Source organism: Novosphingobium sp. BL-A-41-Hi4B-X5A (assembly GCF_055521705.1).
In genome coordinates, this window is sequence record NZ_CM145500.1 from 826,020 (window position 1) to 848,560 (window position 22,541).

Consider the following 22,541-nt stretch of genomic DNA (forward strand, 5'->3'; position numbering starts at 1 on the left):
ATTCTAGGTCGCTATCGTTGCCCTCTCTTGGATTGCCGCGCAGCCCGACCGGGACCAGAGCGCACGGGGTCAGATAAATGGTCGTACAGGGTCGGCGCCGTCCCATCCTTGCGATGCCTGCCACATCGCTGTGAAGTGCGCGTCCATTCCTGGTGTTGCAGGGATAAGTTCCAGAAACCCCGGGGCCGCAGCAGTCCCGCCTTCGAGATAGGCGACGCTCCCTCCGGTAGGCACCGCGGCTTTGAACGCGAGCCTGTAGCCCCGTGAGAGGTATGCCGGCAGCTCCGCCTCAACATCTTCACAAGCGATGCCAAAGTGATGGAATCCGTACCCGCGCTTCTCAATCGTTTCGCGATAGACTGAAGAATTGCCGTCAAGAGGTTGGATCAGTTCGACCTGCATGTGGCCGATAAAGCCCATCGCAATCATGACATCGGCAGTCGATGGCGCGCCACGGTAGAACTGGTCAGGACCGAGGAAATGGTCGAGCAGGAAGAACGGCCCAGCGGCGCAATCCTTCTGGAAGTGCGCGATCGACGCGTGAACGTCCTCGACCACAAACGCAGTCTGCATGACGCCACCGAACGGCTGGCCGAAGCCGAGCATTCTTGCCATTTCTGTCCTCTCCGCACGCCCCGCCTCTAGCGGACGGAAGCGCGCCACATTCTGCTAGAGCGTTATCGCAACCTTGCCGAACAGGCCGGCTGATGACTGGTACGCGTAAGCGTCGCGGGCGTTCTCGAGCGGGAAAGCCTTATCTACCACTGGCTTGATCCCGTGCTGGTCGATGAAAGCATTGAGCCGCTGGGCCATGCCCTTCGATCCGACGAAGATGCCGCGGATCGATGCGCCCTTGAACATCAAGCCGTGGGGGTTGGTGTCACCCTCGCGCGTCAGCACGCCGATCAGGGCGATTTCGCCCGCAAACCCGACGGCGGCAATGGATTGCTTGAGCGTGCCAGCGCCGCCAACCTCGACGACCTTGTCAACGCCGCCACCAGCTAGCCGGGCCGCCTCTGCACCCCACTCGGGCGTGGTGCGGTAATTGATCACGTGATCGGCGCCGAGCGCTTTCACCCGCTCAAGCTTTTCATCCGACGACGACGTGGCAATGACGGTGACGCCCGCAGCCTTGGCAATCTGCAGCGCGAGCAGCGACACGCCCCCAGTGCCGAGAACCAGGACAGTGTCTCCCGCCTTTACCGGGCGCGGCCCTTCCATAAGGGCGTTCCACGCTGTGACACCGGCGCAGGGCAGACAGGCGGCGTGCGTAAAATCCAGAGTCTCGGCCAGCGGGACTACGCCATGCTCAGGCAAAACAACATATTCCTGCAGCATGCCCGGCGCGGGCGGCGCGCCAAGGGCGACGCCCATGCCGGGGTTGGGCGGACCGTCCATCCAGTTCTGGAAGAAGATGCCGGCCACGCGGTCACCCACCTTGAGCGAGGAAACGCCCTCGCCCACTGCAGCAATCTCCCCCGCACCATCGGACAGCGGCACGGTGTCCTGCTGCACCACGCCGCCCATATAAAACCCGAGCGGAATGATCTGGTCGCGGTAGTTCAGCGAGCACGCACGAACGCGCACCAACACTTCGCCCGGACCCGGCTGCGGAATGTCGGTCTCGTCCAGTCGCAAATCATCGAGCGACGTCGAGCCTGCGGCAATCACCCACTGGCGCATCGGCATTTTCTCCCTGTGGAAGGATCATCACCGATTCAGCGGCACAAATTAATCAGTTGGACAAACCGATTTCACCTAATGAAACCTAATTGGGGTTCGCTTCGAGTGCAGCGGCAATGGCACGCGCCGTAGCCTTCAGTGCTTCGAGATGACGCTGGACAACCGCTTCGTCCGCACCGCGACGTCCCGGCCACGTGACATTGATTGTCGCGATGGGCGACCCGCCGACCATGATCGGCACCGCCATGGAGCGGCGGCCGTCGCGCAAGACCAGCTGCTTGGAGCGATCCGGCCACGGCAGCAGAGGATCACGAGTTGCATAACCGCGCTGCCTGACCTGTTGCAGCATTTGCCGCAGTTCGGCCTCGCTGCCTTCCGGCGGATTAGCGGGCCGCAGGCGGTCGATGATCGAATCCCGCTCGGCATCGCCACAGGCTGCGAGATAGGCACGGCCTGTTGCCGTATGGATGTAGGACAGCTTGACCCCGACCGGACCGAGGATGGCGGAGTCGAGCCGGAACAGCGGACTGTTGGTCTCAAGAATTTCCATGTGATCGAGTCGCGGCGCTGCCAGCACCGACGGCCATGCCACTTTCGTGGACAACGCCTTCATGTACGGCGAGGCAATTTCAGCAATGTGGGCGGAGGAGGTGAACGACGCGCGCTCGATCCGGTCCACATGCGGGAGGTACGCGCCATCGGCAAGACGCTGCCACACAAGTCCCTTCTGCCCCAACGTTACCAGCATTCGCAGCAAAGTCGCCTTGGGCAGACCTGTGGCCTGATGCAGCTCGTGCAAGCTTGCCGCCTTGCGCGTCTGCACTTCGATCAGCACGTCCAGCCCACGCTCCAACGCGCGCACGGTCTTGACCCTGCGTTCCAGCATCCATCCTGCTCCGGCAAATTCTGCGTTTCACCTTATGCAACGCAAAATCACGAAACCCCCGTGCAAAGTCAACCGCACTGTCGCAGCAATAGGGGACGGAGAGGAAAACCAGACGATGACGAAGCCAAGCGTTCTGTTCATCTGCACGCAGGATACCAAGGAAGAGGAAGCCCGCTTCACCCGGGCCGCGCTGGAGGCGGCGGGCGTTGACGTGGTCCACCTCGATCCCAGCGTCCGCCGCACTGTCGGCGGCGCCGAAATCTCGCCCGAGATGGTTGCGGAGGCAGCCGGCATGACCATTGAGCAGGTCCGAGCGCTTGGCCATGAAGGCAAGTGCCAGAATGCAATGATCGGTGGCGCAATTGCTGCGGCCCATGCGTGGGACGCCAAGTCGCCCGTCTCGGGAATTCTGGCAGTTGGCGGCTCGATGGGCTCGGCGCTTGCCGGGGCGCTAATGCAGAGCTTCCCCTACGGCCTGCCCAAGCTGATCGTTTCGACCATGGCTTCGGGTTTCACCAAGCCGTACATGGGCGTGAAGGACATCGCGATGATGAACGCGGTGACCGACATATCGGGCATCAACACCATCAGCCGGGACGTTTTTCGCAACGCCGCCAACGCTGTTGCCGGCATGGCCAAAGGTTATGATCGCGACAAGGGCCCGGAAAAGCCGCTGGTCCTGATCACCACTCTGGGCACCACCGAAGTCAGCGTGAAGCGCATCCGCCAGGCTCTGGAGAGCGATGGCTGCGAAGTCATGGTGTTCCACTCCTCCGGCGCGGGCGGGCCGACGCTGGATGGCCTCGCCACCGACAAGGACGTGGCGCTGGTCCTCGACCTTTCGCAGACCGAGATCCTCGATCATCTTTTCGGCGGGCTGGCAGACTCCGGCCCCGATCGCGGCCGCGCAGCGCTGCGCAAGGGCATCCCGACGATCCTGGCACCGGGTAATGCTGACTTCATCATCGGCGGACCGATCGATGCGGCAGAGGTGCAGTTCCCCGGCCGCCGCTACCATCAGCACAACCCGCAGCTTACTGCAGTGCGAACCAAGGTGGACGATCTCAAGAGGCTGGCCGATCACCTTGCCGCCAACGTGCGCGAAGCCAAGGGCCCGGTGCGGGTATTCACTCCGCTCAAGGGCTTTTCCAGCCACGATAGCGACGCCGGGCACCTGCAGGACCTCAGTGTGCCCGGACCCTTCGCCGAATACCTTGCGCAGGTCATGCCCGACCATGTGCCTGTCACGGCGATCGATTCCCATTTCAACGACGAAGCCTTCTCAAGCGCGGTGATCGCCGCGGCGCGAGAATTGCTGGCCGCAAAGAACTGATCCGAAGATGACCGACGACATTCCCCTGACTCACGAAGACATCGCCGAGATCGCCGCGATCCTGGAGAAGTCCGGCTACCGCGAACTCGATCTTTCGACGCGCCGCTTTCGCCTGCGCGTGGCCAAGGGCGCCGACGCACAGGGCGGCGTGATACAGGAATGGCAATGGGCTGGATCGGCGCCGGAAGTCTCAGCCGAGGCAAGCGCGACAACGGTTGACCCCAACGCAATCTGCTCGCCCCTGCCCGGCACATTCTATCACGCCCCCCAACCCGGCGCGCCGCCCTTCGTCCAACCGGGAGATGAAGTCGGCCCGGAGACGGTGATCGGCATCGTCGAGACGATGAAGCTGATGAACCCGGTGCACGCCGGCCGCAGCGGCATCATCGCCGAGATCCTTGCTGCGAACGGGACCTTGGTCGCCAAGGGCGAAGCCTTGGTGCGGCTGACCTGACATGATCCGCAAGCTGTTCATCGCCAACCGCGGGGAAATTGCGCTCCGCGTCATCCGCACCGCGCGCGCCATGGGGATCGAGACCGTCCTCGGTGCTTCCGAAGCCGACGCTGCATCGCTTCCGGCGCAGCTTGCGGACCATGTCGCAATCGTCGGCCCCGGGCCATCGTCGCAGGGCTACCTGGCCATCGATCGCGTGGTCGATGCGATGGTGAAGTCAGGCTGCGATGCGGTGCATCCGGGGTACGGCTTCCTGTCGGAGAACGCCGCGTTCGCTCGCGCTGTGAAAGCGGCGGGCATCTGCTTCGTCGGGCCTGACATCAAGACGCTCGAAGGCATGGGCGACAAGCTCGCAGCCCGCGCGCTCGCCGTTGAAGCGGGCCTCCCCGTGCTACCGGGGGGCGAGGCTGCAACGCGTGGAGACGTCCATTCCCGCGCTGCGCAAACTGGCTATCCGTTGTTGCTCAAGGCCGTGGCCGGTGGCGGTGGCAAAGGCATGCGCCGCGTGGATCGGCCTGAAGATCTCGACAGCGCACTCGACATGGCTCAGGCCGAAGCGCAGGCCGCGTTCGGCAACAGCGCAGTCTATGTCGAGCGCTTCGTTGCGCGGGGACGCCATGTTGAAGTGCAGCTTCTTGGCGATGGCACCAATGCCATTCACCTCGGGACGCGCGATTGTTCGATCCAGCGGCGCTTCCAGAAGCTGGTCGAAGAAGCCCCTGCCCCCGCGATGCCTCTGGAGGCCCGCGCAGGCATCGAACAAGCCGCCGTCCAGCTCGCCCACCACATTGGTTACCGCGGCGCCGGAACGGCCGAGTTCCTGGTCGATGCCGAGGACTTCTCGTTCTACTTCCTCGAACTCAACGCGCGCATTCAGGTCGAGCACCCCGTGACCGAGGCAATTACCGGCGTCGATCTTGTCGAACAGCAACTGCTGGTCGCCATGAGCAAGCCGCTATCCCTGACGCAGGCGATGGTACGTCCTCACGGCCACGCCATCGAAGTGCGCATCAACGCCGAGGACCCCGAGGCCGATTTTCGCCCTTCCCCGGGATGTGCAGTTCGCGCTGCCTGGCCTGCTGGCGAGGGCGTGCGCGTGGACACGCACATCGGCATCGGGGGCGAAGTGCCACCGTTCTACGATTCGCTCATGGGCAAGCTGATCGTGCACGGCGAGACGCGCGAGCAGGCCGTGGAATGGCTTTCCGACGCGCTGCGCTCGCTGCACATCGAGGGACTGCCCACCACCGCTTCACTCCATCGCCGTATTGTCGCCGATCCGCGCTTTGTTGCTGGCGGCGTTGATACCGGCTTCCTCACGGGACTTGCCCAATGACCGAGATCCGTCTCGTCGACGTCACCATGCGCGACGGCAACCAGAGCCTGTGGGGCGCGACCGGCCTCAATACCGCGCACATGCTGCAAGCTGCCGCGCTGACCGAAGCCTGCGGGTTCAGGGCCATTGATTTCACGTCGTCGAGCCACATGGCCGTGGCCGTGCGTTACTTCCAGAACAATCCCTGGGAACGCCTCCGCCGCATGTCGGCGGCCATGCCGACAACGCCGCTTCAGTTCATCACCACCGGCTTGCGCTTCATCGCCTGGCAGCAGGCCGATCCCGAGTTCATGCGTCTGGTCTACCGCGCCTTGCAGGCCAACGGCGTGGGGCGTTTTGTCCTGCTCGACCCGATGCACGAGGTGCCCGCGGTGATCGAGGCGGCGAAGCTGGTGAAGGAAGAGGGCAACGCCGAAGTGATGGCGGCGCTGACCTTCACGCTTTCCGAGATCCACACCGACCAGTTCTATGCCGATTTCGCGCGTGCCGTCGGGCAGAGCCCGAACATCGACCTATTCTATATCAAGGACCCGGCGGGCCTGCTCTCGATGGATCGCGCTCGCACGCTGGTCCCGGCGGTGAAGGCCGCGATCGGCAACCGCCCGCTCGAGATCCATGCCCATACCACTGTTGGCCAAGGCATGTTGGCGAGCCTTGAGGCGACAAAACTCGGCATTTCCGCGATCCATGTTGGCGTCGGCCCAGGTGGCGACGGCTCTTCTCTGCCGGAAGCCAATCGCATGGTTGCCAATCTCGAAGAGGCCGGTTTCTCGGTTGGCATCGACAAGGCTGCGCTCAAGCGCCTGACGTCCTACTGGCAGAGCGTCGCGCTGGCTGAGGGGCTTCCGCCGGGCACGCCGCAGAACTTCGACGCCAGCTTCCTGCGTCACCAGATCGCCGGTGGCGTGATGACCACGATCGCGCGCCAGCTCGAAGAGCTTGGCCTGTCGGACCGGATGAACGCGGTGATCGAAGAGACCGGGCAAGTCCGCGCCGACCTCGGCTTTCCGATCATGGTCACGCCTTTCCCGCAGATGGTCATGACCCAGGCCCTGTTCAACGTGATCGGCGAGCGGCGCTATGCGCAGGTATCGGATCAGGTCATCCGCTATTGCATGGGCAAGTTCGGCAAGCCCACTTCACCGGTCGACCGGGAAGTGCTCGCCACCATCATGGATCGCCCTCGTGCGCGTGAACTGGAGAAGGAACCAACCTTCCCTGCACTCGGCGATCTGCGCCGCCAGTTTGGCTACCACATGCCCGACGAGGAGTTCCTCCTTCGTGCAGTCATGCCCGCCGAACAGGTTGACGCCATGCTCGCGGCAGGTCGCTCCCGCGCGACCTATTCTCCCAAAGCCGCGCCAATCATTTCACTGCTGCGCAAGCTGGCGGCGAAGCCAGACGCACGTGACATCGTGATCGAACGCGGATCTTTCCGCCTTGCCCTCCATGCCGGAGCAGCGCTTTGACCCTTACTTCAGATTTCAAGGCTCGCCTGCGGGATGCAGCGGGCTTCATCTTCGACATGGACGGCACAATTGCACTGGGAGACTCCAAGAGCGGCGGTCACCGCGCCCTTCCCCATGCAATCGAAGTGCTGGGCACACTGAAAGATAGCGGGAAGCCGTTCGTCGTCTTCACCAACGGGACCGCCAAGCCGCCGGTGGCCTATGCAAATTCGCTGCGCAACGCGGGCTTCCCGGTGGACGATGACCAGATGCTGACACCATCGTCGTCGGCAGCGGTCTGGTTGGCGAAAAGCGGGATCGAGAAGGTTCGTGTTCTCGGTAATCCCGGGTGTGCAGCACCGCTGATCGATGCCGGGCTGAACGTGGTCGGCCCGGCAGAAGAGGCCGACGGGGTCGAGGCGGTCTATACCGGCTGGTTCCGGGAGTTCGACTTCACTTCGCTTGAGGCGGCCTGCCATTCGCTTTGGCACGGAGCGCGTCTGGTTACCGCCAGCAACGTCCCGTTTTTCGCGACCGAGAATGGCCGCGCGATCGGTGCAAGCTTCCCGATCAACGCCATGCTGACCGCGATGACCCGCAAGCGCCCGCGCATCCTGGGCAAGCCTTCGAAGGTCGCTTTCGAGACGGCACTGACCATCATGGGCTTGCCTCGCAGCGCTTCGCAACACGTCGTCGTCGTCGGAGATGATCCGGCGCTCGAGATGCGCATGGCCAACGCCGTAGGTGCGCATTCTATTGGCTTGGCGACCGGCATCATGGGCGGCGATGTGGCCCTGCCCGAGAAGGATCGCCCAACAGTGCTGCTGAATGACCTCAAGCCTCTGCTCGACGTGCTCTAGCGCTTTCTTGCTGCGGTGGGCGCGTGAAAATCCGGGTCCTTGTTCGCTACCCACACCAGAAACCGCGCGATGTCAGGATTGGCCGTAAGAGCTTCGCGGTCAGCGCCAATGCGTCCAAGCTCGCTGTTCGAAAAGGTCGCATGGAGCGTCCGATGGCAGATCGGATGGACTGCTTCGGTCAGCCGACCGCCCCGGCTCTTGGGAACGGGATGATGGAACTCCACGCGCTTCCCCAAGCGCCGCCCGCAAAGCCAGCAGGACCTGGAAGGCCCATCCATCAATCGGTCATGGCCGGTTCTGAAGGTGGCTTGCCAGCGCGCCACAGGTACAGCCCCGCGCCGACGATGACCAACGCTCCGAAAGCTGCCACGAAATCAGGGCGTTCGCCGAACAGTACCCAGCCGAACGCGCCGGCAAGCAGAAGCTGCACGTAAGTCATCGGTGCGATCGATGCAGGCCCGGCCCGCGTGGTCGCAACGTAGATGAGGGCGTGCGCGCAACTCGCCGAAACCGCGATCACCGCGCACTTGATGAGGACGGACGTTGGCAGCGCCGGTATCTGGAAGAAGTGGATGCCGCTTTGGTGGCCCGCCCACGTGCCAAGGCATAGGAAACCCGCGCCGATCAGGGCCACGTTGAACTGCATCGACAGCAAACTGCCGGTGCCGGCAACCTTGCGGTTTGCAACCATGAGCAGGGCCATGCCGCTGGCTGCGACGACCGGCAGCAATGCTACCGGTCCCAGCAGCGAAAGGTTGGGGCGCAGGATTACCAACACGCCCGTGAACGCTACCCCCGTTGCGATCCAGGTTTCCTTGCGCATTGGCTCGCCCAACAGGATTGCCGAGAGGAGGGCCGTGATCATCGGGCTGGTAAACGAGATCGCGGTCGCCTCACCGATGGGCATCAGGTGGACTGCGCTGAAGAAGCTCATTGCCGATACCGCTACGCTCAAGCCACGCAGGATCTGCCAGCGCAGTCGCGGGAAGGCAAAACCCTTCGGCCCCTCTTGAACGAGGAGGATAACGCCAAGCCCCAGTGCTCCGAAGACATAGCGCAACGCGCCAATGGCGGTCCCCGGCCACGCCCCGGCCATGCTCTTTACCAGCACATCGCCCAGCGAAAGCAGAGCGAAACCGCCCAGGGCAAATAGCAGTCCGGACCTGTGACTATCCTGCAAGATGCGAAATCCTGTTGCCCTTCAAGGAGCGGTTATTGATCATAACCAAAGTCCTAGCGGTATGGACGCGACACCTCCAGTGCCAAGTGCGGCACTTTACCCGCAGTTAACCATGGCAGCTTAGAAATACGGAGCTGCAGGGCACCGGGGGGCCCGCGCAAGGACGGAAACGGGGCCCATGACCAAGCTTATCATCCAGATACCCTGCCTTAACGAGGCTGACAGTCTGCCTGACACACTGGTCGCCCTGCCCCGGCGCATCCCCGGCATAGACAAGATCGAGATACTGATCATCGATGATGGCAGTACCGATGGCACGGCCGAAGTGGCGCGGCGCTTCGGGGCGCATCATGTTGTCAGCCACCGCCGCAACCGCGGCCTCGCCGCCGCCTTCCAGAGCGGTCTCGACGCTGCCCTTGCCGCTGGCGCCGACATCATCGTCAACACCGATGCCGATGGGCAATACGCAGGTGAGGACATCGCCAAGCTCGTTGCGCCGATCGTCGCAAACGAGGCCGATCTGGTCATCGGTGATCGTGGCGTAGGGCGAAATGAGCATTTCGGACCGATCAAGCGCCGCCTTCAGCGCCTTGGCAGTGCCGTCGTGCGAAACCTCTCGGGCACCGAAGTCACTGATGCTGTAAGCGGCTTCCGTGCGATCAGCCGGGCGGCAGCGCAACGCATCACCATCACCACCGAGTTCAGCTACACGACCGACATGCTGATCCAGGCAGGCCGCAAGCGATTCAAGATCGTGAGCGTGCCGATCCGGACCAATGCCACCGAACGCCCTTCCCGCCTGTTCAAGTCCATTCCGCAGTTCATCATGCGCCAGCTGATGACCATGGGCCGGGCATACGCAACCTACAACCCGCTGCGCACGTTCGCCATGATTGGCGGTACCATTGCGCTTATCGGCCTGCTCCCGATCCTGCGGTTCCTGGCCCTGTGGACAATGGGCGACGGTGCCGGCCACATCCAGTCGCTCGTACTTGGCGGAGCACTGATCGTCCTGGGAACTCTGACGGGACTCCTCGGCGTCCTGGCCGAACTCATCGGCGCCAACCGCAAACTCCTGGAGGCGGCACTGGGGCATATCCGCAGACTTGAACAGGATATCGCGGCGCTCAAGGACCGTACCCCACCGCATCCTGACTGGTCTTCAAACAATGTCTCGGACAAGGAAGCGGCATGACTGCCGTATTCCAGGCGGCCACCTCTCTCAAACCGGCCGTGAAGAACGGTGACAGATCCCATTTGATCGCACTTGGCACGGTCCTCATCGTTCTGGTTCTTCAGCTCCAGATTGCGCTCTCTCGCGCAATCAACTGGGACGAGTTTTGGCACTATAGCCTGACCGTGCTGGCGATGAAGGGTGAACTAGACCAGCCACTGCAGACGTTTTTCACGCGGGCGTTCATGTGGGTGCCAGCCTTGCCCGGCAATGCAGTGGACCATGTGGTTCTGATCCGCCTCTTCATGTTCGGCTGCGAACTGGTCACTCTGGCCTGCATTGCAGGCATCGCGGCGAGGTTCAGCGACAAGACGACCGGCTTGCTATCCGCGCTGGCCTATCTGTCGGCTGGGTATGTCCTGCAGCACGGCACGTCGTTCCGCTTCGATCCGCAGGCAACCGCGCTGCTCATGGCCAGTCTGTGGGTCCTGCTGTGCGGTCCGGCAAGCCTGTCATGGATGTTGTCCGCAGGCGTTCTTGGCGGACTGGCAAGCCTCATCACGATCAAGGCGGTCCTTTACGCACCCGCTTTTGCTGGCGTTTTCTGGCTTCGTTGGAGCGAAGCCGGCAAGGATCGTGCCTACATCAAAGCAGTCACGGCAATGCTCATTGCAGCGGCGCTGACGTTCGCGGTTGCCTATGCGCTCCATGCCAGCCACATCATCGCGGCGAGCGGGCGCGGAGCAAAAGACATCGTCGGCGCATCGGCGGAAAAGATGTTCAGCCTTACGAGCCATCCTTACTGGCGGCACAACCTCAAGGGCGCAATTTTTTCACCTGCCACTACCCTGTTGGTGCTCGCAGTACCCCTTGTCCTGCTGCGGAGCGCTCGTCCCGGCGCAGAGCGCGTCGCCCTTGCGGGACTTTGGTTTCCTCTTACGACGCTGGGTTTCTACCACAATACCGCGCCCTACTATCACGTCTTCATGCTGGCACCGGTGACGGCATCGGCATGCGTCGTGATCCGGCTTGCCACCAGACGCTACGGCACCGGGATGGTCGCCCTGTTCCTGATGGCCGGCGCGGCAATAACCATGAGCCGCGAGGAGACCGGTACGCTGGAAAAGCAGCGCCAGCTGGTTGCGGCAGCGAACGAGATCTTCGGCACACCGGTGGGCTACTTCGACAGCTGCGCCATGCTTGGCCAGTTCCTGAAAGCAAACGGCTTCATGACGCCATGGGGCACCGAGCGCTACTTGCGCGGGGAATTGCCGAGCCTCGAGCAGATCCAGCGCGAACGCGTGGTACCGCTGGTGGTGAACGACGACCAGATGTTTGCCGATGCCTTCAACTCGAAGGCAGACGTTCAGCAGCTTTTGCCTTCCGATCTTGCGATGTTGCGCAAGAGCTATCTGCACTTCTGGGGTCCATTCTGGATCGCGGGTTTCGACCTTTCACAAAATGCAGTGCCGTCAATCCTCAATGTGGTGGTACCCGGTCCCTATACCGTTGCCTCCGGCAAAAGCATCGTCATCGACGGTGTGCGTCATGAAGCCGGTGCCGTAGTCGAACTGGGCCGGGGGCCGCACAAAGCATTTGCTGACTCCGGAGCCGCGCGCCTTCTCTGGGGACGAAGCCTTCGCACGCCCACGCAACCGGCGCCGTCCGCACCTTACTTCACGTCGTTCTGAAAAGATGAAGCTGACCTCTTCTCTCAATCTCCAGATCGAGTGGCTGACCGACTTGCGCGCACGGATGCAGGACCTTGTCACGCGCCACCGAATGCCACTGCTTCTGGCAGCAACCGGGCTTTTCGCGAGCGGCAGCTGGTACGCCTTTCGGGCGCTTGGCCTGTCCCCACGCGATCTTGATCCGCAGGCGCTTCTGGCAACTGTACTGCTCATGCCGCTCTCGCTGCTCTACTCCGGACTGGGGCTTGCCCTGCTTTCACGCTGCGCGGGAGCACACACCAACCTTGGACAGGCCACGATGATCGCTTCATACGGCACCTTGGCCGAGGCCCTGCCCATACCGGGCGGGGCAATGGTCCGGGTTGGCGCGCTGATGGCGGCTGGAGCCAGCGCTGCGCAAAGTTCGCTATTGGTGCTGATGACGGCGGTCTTGTGGATTGCGCTTGCGAGCCTGGGATGCAGCTTTGCCCTATGGCTTCATCAGGCCTCTGCCAGCTGGATGCTTGCCGTGGCGGGCTTGGCGGGAGTCTTGACAACGATCTTGTGGCTGTTGCGGCATGTCGGGGTAAAGTTGACCGTGTTGACGGTCGGCCACCGCCTAGCCGGATTGGCCTTGATCGCATTGCGCCTTCATTATGCACTACTGTGTCTCGGATTGATCGTACCTCCGCTACATACGCTCCCGTTTGCCCTGGCCAACATTGCCGGCTCTGCCGCTGCCATTGCTCCGGCAGGACTTGGCATCAGCGAGAGCCTTGCCGCGCTTGTTGCGAATTCCGTCAAAGTAGCGCCAGCGGCGGCGTTTCTTGCCGTAGGGCTTGATCGCCTTGCCTGCCTGACAGCAAGCGCCCTTGCCGTACTGGCAAACCTGACGTCAAAAACACCGAGCCGACAATCCTTGGGCGATGACAGATGAATGGCAGGACGATCGTCTGGGGTACATTCGATTGCGGCAAGCCACGCGTGCGGATCATGCTGGAAGCCTTGCGCTCGCTTGAGCCAGACCTTGTCATCTGCCACCGCTCCCCATGGAACGGGATCGAAGACAAGTCGGTGTTGCCCCCCCGTGCGCGCCTGATCGTCCTCCTGCGCTGGCTGGCAGCCTATCCTGCGTTGCTGTTGGCCTATCTGCGGATACCGCAACATGACCGCGTGGTTGTGCCTTATCCCGGAATTCTCGATGTTCTGATCCTCTACCCTTTTGCCAGATTGCGCGGTGCGCGGATCTACTGGGACATGTTCCTTTCCGCCTATGACACAATAGTGATCGACCGTCAGATGCTTCGGAAAGGCAGCCTGCTAGCCAAGCTCCTCTATTCGACCGAATGGTTGGCCACTCGCGCCGCCGGAACCATCCTGCTCGATACCTGCGAGCACGCCCGCTACATAGCAGCGCTCTATCGCCTGCCTTTGGCCAAGACGAAATCTGTGTGGGTTGGAGTTGAAAGCGACGTCTTCACGCCTGTCAGTACCCCTCCGACCGGGATGCCTGTCAAAGTCCTGTTCTACGGCCAGTTCATCCCACTGCACGGCCTGCCGGTCATCATCGAGGCCATCCGCGAGATCGCCTCTCGCCCCGAAGCGCCAGCCATGGAATTTACCATAATCGGCACCGGTCAGGAACAGCTCGCCATCGATGCCATGATCAAGCAACATCAGTTGGAAAATTTGGTGCGTATACCTTGGGTGGACTACCGGCTCCTAGCGCAGAAAATCGCCAACGCCTCGATCTGCCTCGGCGTATTTGCCGCCGAAGGGAAAGCTGCTCGCGTGATCCCGAACAAGGTCTTTCAGATCCTTGCTGCAAGGCGGCCGCTTGTCACCATGGATTGTCCGGCAATTCGGGAAATCATCGCGTCTGGCCGATCGATCCGACTTGTTCGCCCCGGAGATCCATCCGACCTTGCCAACGCCCTGATCTCACTGGCACAAGAAATGTGCGATCCGGCAAGGACCATCGAAATTCACGAGGCGGCCCAGACGGAAATGACCACGGTCGGCGTGACGGTGGTTCGAGATCAACTCGCAACCGCGTTGGTGACACTGTGAATACCTCCACGATGCTCCACGCCCTGCCCGGCACACAAAAAGGCCTGTTTCGTAAGGACAGGCAATACGGCCCGATGCTGGAAGGATCTTGGGTCCCCGCCCCACGCTACGTACTTCGACGGGCGCGCATCCTGACAGCTCTGGCCGGACATGCGCCGGGACGTGTTCTGGAAATTGGCAGCGGTGCAGGCGCGTTGCTGCGAGAACTGGCCGATCTCGGACACGAATGCACCGGCCTTGAATCCGCACCCGCCGCAGCGTCGGTGGCAAGAGCTATGACAAATGGCGCCGGCGCCACCCAGATTGTCAGCGAACCTGCTTCTGACTGGCAGGAAAGCTTCGACACGCTACTGGCCTTCGAGGTCCTCGAACATATCGAACGGGACGCGCAGGCGCTTCGGCAATGGCTGACATGGTTGAAGCCCGGCGGTCTGGTCATGCTTTCGATGCCTGCCCACATGCGTAGCTGGAGCAGGCGTGATGAATGGGCGGGCCATGTACGCAGGTACGAGCGTACCGATATCCAGCGACTGGCTGCGGAGTCCGACCTGTGCCTGGAAGTCGTGGAATGTTACGGTTATCCGCTGGCGACCTTTACCAACTGGCTCGCAAACAAGCGCTTCCGCAACAGGGACAGAGCTGGCGGAGCAGACGATCCGCTCGCCGCCACGGCAGCCAGTGGAACGGATCGGTCTGTTGATCTCGCCTATTTTGGCATGCAACAAAGCTGGCTCGGTCGCCTCGCCATGGCACTTGCCTGCCAGATCCAGCGTATATTTTGCAGGACCGATTTCGGCGACGGGTACATCATTATCGCCCGCAAGTCCTGAAGTGGCACGCATTAGGAAATCTTCAAAGTTTCAAGTCTATTCACCATTCTTGAAGACGGATCACTGACCAGACTGGCCGGATGACCCTCGGGACATTGACGGGAAACTGCGAATGAGCGCTTTCGGGCGGAAGAACGGTATTGCAGGCAACACCGCCGGGGGACGCCCCTCGTTCGGTGTCGCACGGCCAATGCGCAGTGGCGAATCTGCAGCGCCGGTGCCTGCCGCACCTGCGACGGTGCCGATGCCCATGGGTGGTGACCAGTTCCCGCCGCTGCCACCGCTCGATCCTGTCGATACTCCAGTCAACGCCGCATCTCTCAAGGCTGACGCCCTCACGCGCCTTGCCGACCGTGCCAATGGCGTGAACGAAGGCGGATATCAGGCCGAGGGCTTTGAAGCGTCGGTCCACAAGATCAAGGAACAGGTGCTGCCGCGCCTGCTCGAGCGCGTCGATCCGGAAGCGGCTGCCACGCTGACCAAGGACGAGCTTTCGGAAGAATTCCGCCCGATCATCCTGGAAGTGCTGGCCGAACTCAAGGTCACGCTCAACCGGCGCGAGCAGTTCGCGCTGGAAAAGGTGCTGATCGACGAGCTGCTCGGCTTCGGGCCGCTGGAAGAGCTGCTCAACGACCCTGACGTTTCGGACATCATGGTCAATGGCCCTGAACAGACCTACATCGAAAAGAAGGGCAAGCTCCAGCTCGCCCCAATCCGCTTCCGCGACGAAAGCCACCTGTTCCAGATCGCTCAGCGCATCGTCAACCAGGTCGGCCGCCGCGTTGACCAGACGACGCCATTGGCCGACGCCCGCCTCAAGGACGGTAGCCGCGTCAACGTGATCGTTCCGCCGCTGTCACTTCGTGGCACGGCCATCTCGATTCGTAAGTTTTCCGAAAAGCCGATCACGCTCGACATGCTGCGCGATTTCGGTTCGATGTCGGACAAGATGTGCACTGCGCTGAAGATCGCGGGTGCCTGCCGCATGAACATCGTCATCTCGGGCGGTACCGGTTCGGGCAAGACGACGATGCTCAACGCCCTGTCAAAGATGATCGACCCCGGCGAACGCGTGCTGACCATCGAAGACGCCGCCGAACTTCGCCTCCAGCAGCCGCACTGGCTGCCGCTTGAAACGCGCCCGCCGAACCTCGAAGGCCAGGGCGCAATTACCATCGGCGACCTTGTGAAGAACGCTCTGCGTATGCGTCCTGACCGCATTATCCTGGGCGAAATTCGTGGTGCGGAGTGCTTCGACCTGCTCGCAGCGATGAACACCGGCCATGATGGCTCGATGTGCACGCTTCACGCCAACTCCCCGCGCGAATGCCTCGGCCGTATGGAAAACATGATCCTGATGGGCGACATCAAGATCCCCAAGGAAGCGATCAGCCGCCAGATCGCCGAATCGGTCGACATCATCGTCCAGGTCAAGCGCCTGCGCGACGGTTCGCGCCGCACCACCAACATCACCGAGGTGATCGGGATGGAAGGCGACGTGATCGTGACCCAGGAACTGTTCAAGTTCGAATACCTGGACGAGACCGAAGACGGCAAGATCATCGGCGAATTCCGTCCCTCGGGCCTGCGCCCCTACACGTTGGAAAAGGCGCGCCAGTTTGGCTTCGACCAGGCCTATCTGGAAGCGTGCCTCTGATATCGGATCAGGCCGCGAACCATTCCCTCGCGGCAAGGCCGAGGAATACGCATGCTGCCAGAAACGCGATCATGTAGATCACGGTCCACGGCATGAAACCCACCGCGTCTAGGTTGACGCGGCGAAAGCGCCGACGCTCGGCCCAGACCGATGTCGTCGCGACGACGAGCGCCAGTGCTCCGGCTGCGAAGTGAAATTGCCAGATATGCGGGAACCAGTCTTCCATTGCTCGCCAGATGGGCAACGAAGGGGTTGATCGCAAGGGGCAATGGCCTATTGCCCGGGTCATGTCCGAGCCGATGTCCACCGCGCGTGACCGCCCCATGTTGGCCCTCGGCCTGAGGCTGGTTGCGACGGTCCTGTTCTCGGTCATGCTGCTGCTGGTCAAACTCACTGGCGAGCGAAACATCGCGCTGCCCGAAACGCTGTTCTTCCGGCAGGCCCTGCCGGCGCTGTCCATCTTCGGGTGGCTGGCGGCGCGCGGGCAGATCGGGCGGTTACGGACGCAGCGGCCGTGGATTCACGCCCGGCGCGCACTTATCGGCGGCACCGGCATGTTCCTGACGCTGGGCGTGGTCCGGCTGCTGCCCCTGGCCGAAGCGACCATACTGGGCTTCACGACGCCGATCTTCGCCGTGATCCTTTCTGCGTTGTTCCTCAAGGAAAAGGTCGGTCCGTGGCGCTGGACCGCGGTCATCATGGGCCTGATCGGGGTAGTTGTCATTGCCGGGCCTGACACCACCAGCCTTCCGCCGTTCGGCGTTGCAGTTGGCATCGGCGCCGCCTTCATGGTTGCCCTGGTGACGATCCAAGTTCGCGACCTTGGCCGCACCGAGGAGCCGATCACGGTCGTGTTCTACTTCTCGGCGTTCAGCGCCCCGGTCCTCGCGCTGGGGCTGATCGGGCAGGATCTTGGCCATGACGCCATCGGATGGGCGATGCTGGCCGGGATCGGCATCTCCGGGTTGTTTGCGCAGATCGCGATGACCGCATCGCTCCGCTTCGGCTCGGTATCGAGCGTCATCGTGGTCGACTATATCCAGCTGGCTTGGGCGACATTCTGGGGTTGGCTGATCTTCAATCACCTTCCGCCAGCAACAACCTGGCTGGGCGCGCCGATCATCATCGGGGCGAGCCTGCTGATTGCCTGGCGCGAGCATTTGCTGGCGCGCGCCCGGGAACGTGCCCCTTTGGCTGCGTAACGGAACCGGCCTCGAATTCCGGCGTTCTCCCTTTCGTCAAATCGTGAGGTTTCCTTCTCCTCACTCTAAAGTTCGAAAGGTGAAAGCCATGATCCGCAAGTTCGTATTTGCCACCATGATGGGTGGCCTTCTGCTTGGTGCGACTGCCTGCAACACCGTCCGCGGCGCGGGTGACGACCTCAAGTCGGCCGCCAATGAAACCGAAGAAGCGATCAACTGATCGCCCAGTTAATCGGAAAAAAGGGCCGCTCCGGCGTACCGGGGCGGCCCTTTTTGCATTCTCAGTCCTGGTAGACCAGCTTGGGCTTGCGCGCCGCCAGGGTCTCGTCAAGACGGCGCCGCGGTGCCAGATGCGGCGCGGACTTGAGCATTTCGTCCCCTGCCCTCGCCCGCTGTGCGAGCGACCGCATCGCGCCGATGAACTGGTCGAGCCCGGCCTTGCTCTCGGTCTCGGTCGGCTCCACAAGCATCGCTCCGTGAACGACCAGCGGGAAGTAGACTGTCATCGGGTGATAGCCCTCGTCGATCAGCCCCTTGGCAAGATCGTTGGTCGAGAACCCTTCGGCAAAGCCATCGTCCGAGAACAGTGCTTCGTGCATGCACGGTCCGGCACTGCCGAACGGTGCATCGAGCACATCATCGAGGCTGCGCAGAACGTAATTGGCGTTCAGCACGGCATCGCCCGAGACCTGCCGCAACCCATCCGCACCGTGGCTGAGGATGTAGGCCAGCGCGCGGGTGTACATGCCCATCTGGCCGTGAAACGCGCACATCCTGCCGAAGGCCTGCGGATGCTCTTCATGCGCCTGCTCTTCCTCGATCAGCTTGATCGAGTCATCGGCCTGCCGCGCGGTGAACGGCAGCGGACCGAACGGGGAAAGCGCTTCGGACAGCACGACCGGCCCGGAACCCGGACCACCACCGCCATGCGGGGTCGAGAAGGTCTTGTGCAGGTTGATGTGCATGGCATCGACGCCTAGATCGCCGGGGCGCACCCGCCCGACGATGGCGTTGAAGTTCGCTCCGTCGCAATAGACGTAGCCACCTGCGGCGTGGACGGCATCGGCGATGATCTTCAGGTCGCGCTCAAAGAGGCCGCAAGTGTTCGGGTTGGTGATCATCACGCCTGCAACGTCAGGCCCGAGCCGCGCGGTGAGCGCAGCGGTGTCGACGCGCCCGTCCGGGGTGGCCGGGATATTCTCGACCTTGAACCCGGCGAAGGCAGCCGTTGCAGGGTTGGTGCCATGGGCACTTTCCGGCACAAGAATGACATCACGCGGATCACCCTTGGCTTCCAACGCAGCGCGTATGCAAAGCAGGCCACAGAGTTCGCCATGAGCACCAGCCTTGGGCGTCATCGCCACACCGTGCATGCCAGTCAATTCGATCAGCCAGTGCGCCAGTTCGTTGATCACGCCCAATGCGCCCTGCACGGTATGGACCGGCTGCAGCGGGTGCACGTCGGCAAAGCCGGGCATACGCGCAACCTTCTCGTCCAGTCGCGGGTTGTGCTTCATCGTGCACGAGCCGAGCGGGAACAGGCCGAGGTCGATGGCATAGTTCTGGCGTGACAGTCGCGTATAATGACGCACGGTCTCCGGCTCCGACAGGCCCGGCAGATCGGGACGTTCGGCCCGCGCCATCGGCCCCAATGCCGATAGGTCGATCGCGTCAGTCTCAGCGAAGTCCACGCCTGAGCGATCGGCATTGCCAAGTTCGAACAGCAGCGCTTCCTCAAGCTGGAGCGCGCGGTTGCCGGTGAAGGTCTGGATGCCGCTTTCGGGCGCGTTCTCGCCAATCGAGGGGCGCCATCCCGTTGGATTGATCGCGTTCATGCCAGCACCTCCCTCAGCGCCGCGACCAACGCGGCGATGTCTTCATCCGTCGTGCATTCGGTCGCAGCCACGACCATGCCATTCGCAAGGCTATCTTCCTTCGGGTAGAGTCGGCCGAGCGAGATGCCTCCAAGCACTTGGCGGTCAGCCAGTTCGCGCACGATCTGGCGCGCGTCGCGCGGCAGGGTCACGGCGAACTCGTTGAAATAGTGGCTGTTGACCACCGTCACGCCCGGAACTTCGGCCAGCGCCGCCGCCGTCTTGCGCGCGGCGAGATGGCTGAGCTTGGCCATGTCCGACAGACCCGAACCGCCGAGCAGCGTCATGTGGATCGAGAACGCCAGCGCACATAGTCCTGAGTTGGTGCAGATATTGCTGGTCGCCTTCTCGCGGCGGATGTGCTGCTCGCGGGTCGATAGCGTCAGCACGAAACCGCGCTTGCCATCGGCGTCCACAGTCTCTCCACACAGGCGGCCGGGGATCTGGCGCAGGTACTTCTCGCGGCAGCCGAACAGGCCGAGATAGGGGCCCCCGAACTGGAGACCGACGCCGAGGGACTGCCCCTCACCCACGACGATATCGGCACCAAGGCTGCCTGGGCTTTGGAGCACGCCGAGCGCGACCGGCTCGGTCACCACCGCGATCAGCAGCGCGCCCGCGCCATGGGCGGCGGTGGCGATCTTTGCCAGATCGGGAATGCGGCCAAAGATGTCGGGGTACTGCACGACGACGCACGAGGTTTCAGCGTCGATCTTGGCGATCAGCGCATCATCGTCCGGCGCGGCCTCCAGAACCGGCGCGCTGGTGTCAAGCACGTCACCGGTGAACTTGGCCATCGTGCGCGCGGTTTCGACGTAGTGCGGATGCACGCCGCCCGAAAGCACGGCCTTGCCGCGCTTGCTGATCCGCCCAGCCATTGCGATCGCTTCCCAGCACGCCGTCGAGCCATCATAGAGCGAGGCGTTGGCCACGTCGGTCCCGAATAGTCTAGCAACCTGTGTCTGAAATTCGAACAGCACCTGAAGCGTGCCCTGCGCAATCTCGGGCTGGTAGGGCGTGTAGGCCGTCAGGAATTCGCCACGCTGGATCATGTGATCGACCGTGGCGGGCACGTGGTGGCGATAGGCCCCCGCACCGAGGAAGAACGGCACAGATCCGGCCGTGGTGTTGTTCGCCGAAAGCCGCGCCATGTGGCGTTCGACAGCCATTTCGGTCGCATGGTTAGGCAGGCCCGCAATCGGAGCGGAGAGACGCGCTTCGGCGGGTACGTCGGCGAAAAGCTCGTCGATCGAACCTGCGCCAATGACCGAGAGCATCGCGCTCCGGTCGGCGTCGGTCAGGGGAAGATAGCGCATGGGATCACAACTCCGCGACGTAGGCCTGGTAAGAGGCCTCATCCATCAAACCATCGAGTTCCGCCGCATCCGACAGGGTCATCTTCCAGAGCCAGCCCTCGCCCTCGGGGTCTGAGTTGACCAGTTCCGGCTGATCTTCCAGCGCCGCATTGGCGACGGTGACCTTGCCCGAGACCGGCGCATAGACGTCCGAGGCAGCCTTCACGCTGTCGACTACCGATGCGCTGTCGCCCTTGCCGACTTCGCTGCCTTCACCGGGCAGTTCGACGAAGGTGATGTCACCCAACTGGCTTTGCGCGTAGTCGGTGATCCCGACTGTCGCCTCATCGCCATCGACCGCAATCCATTCGTGTTCCTTGGTGAAATAGCGGGTCATCAGGCGGCTCCTTTGCGATGGTAGCGATGGGGAACGAAAGGCATGGGAACGACGCTGGCGGCGAGTCTACGGCCGCGCACATCGATGGAAAGCGGGGTGCCGGGGGCGGCGAGATCGACCGGCACATAGGCCATGGCGATGGGGCGCTCGAGACTGGGCGAGAAACCACCCGAGGTGATGGTGCCGACTTCGGCATCGCCAGTCAGCACCTTTGCCCCTTCGCGGGCAGCCATGCGGCCTTCGATGGCGAGACCGACCCGGCGCATCGCTGCACCCGACGTGATCAGCGGCAAGACTTGCTCCGCGCCGATGAAGCCGCCGCCGCTGCGGCGGCGCTTGTTGATGCCGAACAGAAGTTCGGCGCTGACCGGATCGATGGTTTCGGTCATGTCATGGCCATAGAGCGGAAGGCCTGCCTCAAGCCGCAGACTGTCGCGCGCGCCGAGGCCGATTGGCTTCACCTGAGACTGGGCACAGATCAGATTCGCCAGCTCCGTTGCGTTCTCGGCGGGAACCGCGATCTCGAAGCCGTCCTCGCCGGTATAGCCCGAGCGGCTGATCCAGGCGTCTACTCCGCCCAGCTTGAACGATCCGCCGCGCATGAAAGTCAGCGCCGAAAGCGGATGCTCGCCCGTCACCAGCGGCTCGAGCGCTTCAAATGCCTTGGGACCTTGCAGCGCGAACAGTGCGCTGTCTTCAAGGTGGTTGAGGTTGACCGCATCGGGCAGATGCTCGCGCAGATGGCCGATATCGTCCCACTTGGTCGCACCGTTGACGACGAGGTAGAAGCCGGTGCCCCAACGCGTGACCATAAGGTCATCGAGAATGCCACCTTCCTCGTTCAGCAGCAGCGAATAGCGCACGCCGCCAACGGGCAGGGTCGAAAGGTCGATCGGCAGGACGGCTTCAAGCGCCGCTTCCACGCCTTCGCCCGAGACGTAGAGCTGGCCCATGTGCGAGACGTCGAAGAACCCTGCACTTTCGCGGGTCCAAAGGTGTTCTGCGATGATGCCTTCAAATTGAACCGGCATCCAGTAACCGGCGAAGTCGACCATCCGGCCGCCGCGAGCGCGGATCCATGCGTCAAGCGGAAGCGTCAGCGGGCCGACCGCCACGTCAGGATCGAAGTCGGCAATTTCGCCAGAATTTTCGTATGTGTCGCTCACAAATATCATTCCCGTGCAGTTCAGGC

At 62.6% G+C, this 22,541-nt stretch carries 23 protein-coding genes; 13 read left to right on the top strand and 10 right to left on the bottom strand.

What is annotated here, in order from left to right; all coding sequences use genetic code 11:
* Positions 1-69 precede the first annotated feature (69 nt).
* The 3 genes from ACZ1JY_RS03730 to ACZ1JY_RS03740 form a co-directional block, all read right to left on the bottom strand.
* Positions 70-615, bottom strand: a complete 546-nt coding sequence (locus ACZ1JY_RS03730; RefSeq protein ID WP_465130398.1) for a VOC family protein — start codon at positions 613-615, stop codon at positions 70-72.
* A 54-nt stretch (positions 616-669) separates the two neighbouring features.
* A complete protein-coding gene (locus ACZ1JY_RS03735; protein WP_465130399.1) occupies positions 670-1,689 on the bottom strand; it encodes a zinc-dependent alcohol dehydrogenase family protein in 1,020 nt (339 codons plus the stop codon).
* A 79-nt stretch (positions 1,690-1,768) separates the two neighbouring features.
* Positions 1,769-2,569: an IclR family transcriptional regulator domain-containing protein gene (locus ACZ1JY_RS03740; RefSeq protein ID WP_465130400.1), complete on the bottom strand. Its 801-nt coding sequence runs from the start codon at positions 2,567-2,569 to the stop codon at positions 1,769-1,771.
* A 115-nt stretch (positions 2,570-2,684) separates the two neighbouring features.
* Here ACZ1JY_RS03740 and ACZ1JY_RS03745 point away from each other — a divergent pair, with 115 nt between their 5' ends.
* From ACZ1JY_RS03745 to ACZ1JY_RS03765, 5 genes are read left to right on the top strand one after another with little or no spacing between them, the layout of a single operon-like run.
* Complete coding sequence (locus ACZ1JY_RS03745) at positions 2,685-3,902, top strand: Tm-1-like ATP-binding domain-containing protein (protein ID WP_465130401.1); 1,218 nt, start codon at positions 2,685-2,687, stop codon at positions 3,900-3,902.
* A 7-nt stretch (positions 3,903-3,909) separates the two neighbouring features.
* Positions 3,910-4,356, top strand: a complete 447-nt coding sequence (locus ACZ1JY_RS03750) for an acetyl-CoA carboxylase biotin carboxyl carrier protein (protein ID WP_465130402.1) — start codon at positions 3,910-3,912, stop codon at positions 4,354-4,356.
* A 1-nt stretch (position 4,357) separates the two neighbouring features.
* Positions 4,358-5,692: an acetyl-CoA carboxylase biotin carboxylase subunit gene (locus ACZ1JY_RS03755; RefSeq protein ID WP_465130403.1), complete on the top strand. Its 1,335-nt coding sequence runs from the start codon at positions 4,358-4,360 to the stop codon at positions 5,690-5,692.
* Entirely contained in the window at positions 5,689-7,161 is a 1,473-nt protein-coding gene (locus ACZ1JY_RS03760) for a biotin carboxyl carrier protein (protein ID WP_118073731.1), read from the top strand. The genes ACZ1JY_RS03755 and ACZ1JY_RS03760 overlap by 4 nt, the downstream gene beginning before the upstream one ends.
* On the top strand, positions 7,158-8,000 hold the full coding sequence (locus ACZ1JY_RS03765) for an HAD-IIA family hydrolase (RefSeq protein WP_118073730.1): 843 nt from the start codon (positions 7,158-7,160) through the stop codon (positions 7,998-8,000). Before ACZ1JY_RS03760 ends, ACZ1JY_RS03765 begins: the two co-directional genes overlap by 4 nt.
* Here the strand turns inward: ACZ1JY_RS03765 and ACZ1JY_RS03770 are convergent.
* Together ACZ1JY_RS03770 and ACZ1JY_RS03775 are read right to left on the bottom strand one after the other, a co-directional pair.
* Positions 7,997-8,278, bottom strand: coding sequence for an HNH endonuclease family protein (locus ACZ1JY_RS03770; RefSeq protein ID WP_465130404.1), 282 nt, complete (start codon positions 8,276-8,278; stop codon positions 7,997-7,999). The two genes, ACZ1JY_RS03765 and ACZ1JY_RS03770, sit on opposite strands and share 4 nt — an antisense overlap.
* Positions 8,278-9,180, bottom strand: a complete 903-nt coding sequence (locus ACZ1JY_RS03775) for a DMT family transporter (RefSeq protein ID WP_168903449.1) — start codon at positions 9,178-9,180, stop codon at positions 8,278-8,280. The genes ACZ1JY_RS03770 and ACZ1JY_RS03775 overlap by 1 nt, the downstream gene beginning before the upstream one ends.
* Before the next feature lie 178 nt (positions 9,181-9,358).
* Here ACZ1JY_RS03775 and ACZ1JY_RS03780 point away from each other — a divergent pair, with 178 nt between their 5' ends.
* The 6 genes from ACZ1JY_RS03780 to ACZ1JY_RS03805 all read left to right on the top strand — a co-directional run bounded on the left by ACZ1JY_RS03780 (position 9,359) and on the right by ACZ1JY_RS03805 (position 16,581).
* Positions 9,359-10,375, top strand: a complete 1,017-nt coding sequence (locus ACZ1JY_RS03780) for a glycosyltransferase family 2 protein (protein ID WP_465130405.1) — start codon at positions 9,359-9,361, stop codon at positions 10,373-10,375.
* Positions 10,372-12,045: an ArnT family glycosyltransferase gene (locus ACZ1JY_RS03785; protein WP_465130406.1), complete on the top strand. Its 1,674-nt coding sequence runs from the start codon at positions 10,372-10,374 to the stop codon at positions 12,043-12,045. The genes ACZ1JY_RS03780 and ACZ1JY_RS03785 overlap by 4 nt, the downstream gene beginning before the upstream one ends.
* A 4-nt stretch (positions 12,046-12,049) precedes the next feature.
* Positions 12,050-12,961 (top strand): hypothetical protein, encoded by a 912-nt coding sequence (locus tag ACZ1JY_RS03790; protein WP_465130407.1) that lies wholly within the window; start codon positions 12,050-12,052, stop codon positions 12,959-12,961.
* Complete coding sequence (locus tag ACZ1JY_RS03795) at positions 12,958-14,094, top strand: glycosyltransferase (RefSeq protein WP_465130408.1); 1,137 nt, start codon at positions 12,958-12,960, stop codon at positions 14,092-14,094. Before ACZ1JY_RS03790 ends, ACZ1JY_RS03795 begins: the two co-directional genes overlap by 4 nt.
* An 11-nt stretch (positions 14,095-14,105) precedes the next feature.
* Positions 14,106-14,924 carry a class I SAM-dependent methyltransferase gene (locus tag ACZ1JY_RS03800; RefSeq protein WP_465130409.1) on the top strand — a complete coding sequence of 273 codons (819 nt, stop codon included), beginning with the start codon at positions 14,106-14,108 and terminating at the stop codon, positions 14,922-14,924.
* Between the two features lie 112 nt (positions 14,925-15,036).
* A complete protein-coding gene (locus ACZ1JY_RS03805; RefSeq protein ID WP_465130410.1) occupies positions 15,037-16,581 on the top strand; it encodes a CpaF family protein in 1,545 nt (514 codons plus the stop codon).
* Positions 16,582-16,588: 7 nt separating this feature from the next.
* Here ACZ1JY_RS03805 and ACZ1JY_RS03810 read toward each other — a convergent pair whose 3' ends face one another.
* Positions 16,589-16,807: a hypothetical protein gene (locus ACZ1JY_RS03810; protein ID WP_118073721.1), complete on the bottom strand. Its 219-nt coding sequence runs from the start codon at positions 16,805-16,807 to the stop codon at positions 16,589-16,591.
* Between the two features lie 61 nt (positions 16,808-16,868).
* Between ACZ1JY_RS03810 and ACZ1JY_RS03815 the strand changes: the two genes are divergently transcribed.
* A complete protein-coding gene (locus tag ACZ1JY_RS03815; protein ID WP_465130411.1) occupies positions 16,869-17,783 on the top strand; it encodes a DMT family transporter in 915 nt (304 codons plus the stop codon).
* Positions 17,784-17,871: 88 nt separating this feature from the next.
* A complete protein-coding gene (locus tag ACZ1JY_RS03820) occupies positions 17,872-18,003 on the top strand; it encodes a hypothetical protein (protein ID WP_255355086.1) in 132 nt (43 codons plus the stop codon).
* 61 nt (positions 18,004-18,064) lie between these two features.
* Here the strand turns inward: ACZ1JY_RS03820 and gcvPB are convergent, their stop codons facing one another.
* From gcvPB to gcvT, 4 genes are read right to left on the bottom strand one after another with little or no spacing between them, the layout of a single operon-like run.
* Positions 18,065-19,618 carry an aminomethyl-transferring glycine dehydrogenase subunit GcvPB gene (gene gcvPB / locus ACZ1JY_RS03825; protein ID WP_465130412.1) on the bottom strand — a complete coding sequence of 518 codons (1,554 nt, stop codon included), beginning with the start codon at positions 19,616-19,618 and terminating at the stop codon, positions 18,065-18,067.
* A complete protein-coding gene (gcvPA, locus tag ACZ1JY_RS03830; RefSeq protein ID WP_465130413.1) occupies positions 19,615-20,973 on the bottom strand; it encodes an aminomethyl-transferring glycine dehydrogenase subunit GcvPA in 1,359 nt (452 codons plus the stop codon). Before gcvPA ends, gcvPB begins: the two co-directional genes overlap by 4 nt.
* Before the next feature lie 4 nt (positions 20,974-20,977).
* Positions 20,978-21,349, bottom strand: coding sequence for a glycine cleavage system protein GcvH (gene gcvH / locus ACZ1JY_RS03835; protein WP_465130414.1), 372 nt, complete (start codon positions 21,347-21,349; stop codon positions 20,978-20,980).
* The gene (gcvT, locus tag ACZ1JY_RS03840; protein WP_465130415.1) at positions 21,349-22,515 is read right to left on the bottom strand and encodes a glycine cleavage system aminomethyltransferase GcvT; all 1,167 of its coding nucleotides are present in this window, start codon (positions 22,513-22,515) and stop codon (positions 21,349-21,351) included. The genes gcvH and gcvT overlap by 1 nt, the downstream gene beginning before the upstream one ends.
* Positions 22,516-22,541 lie beyond the last annotated feature (26 nt).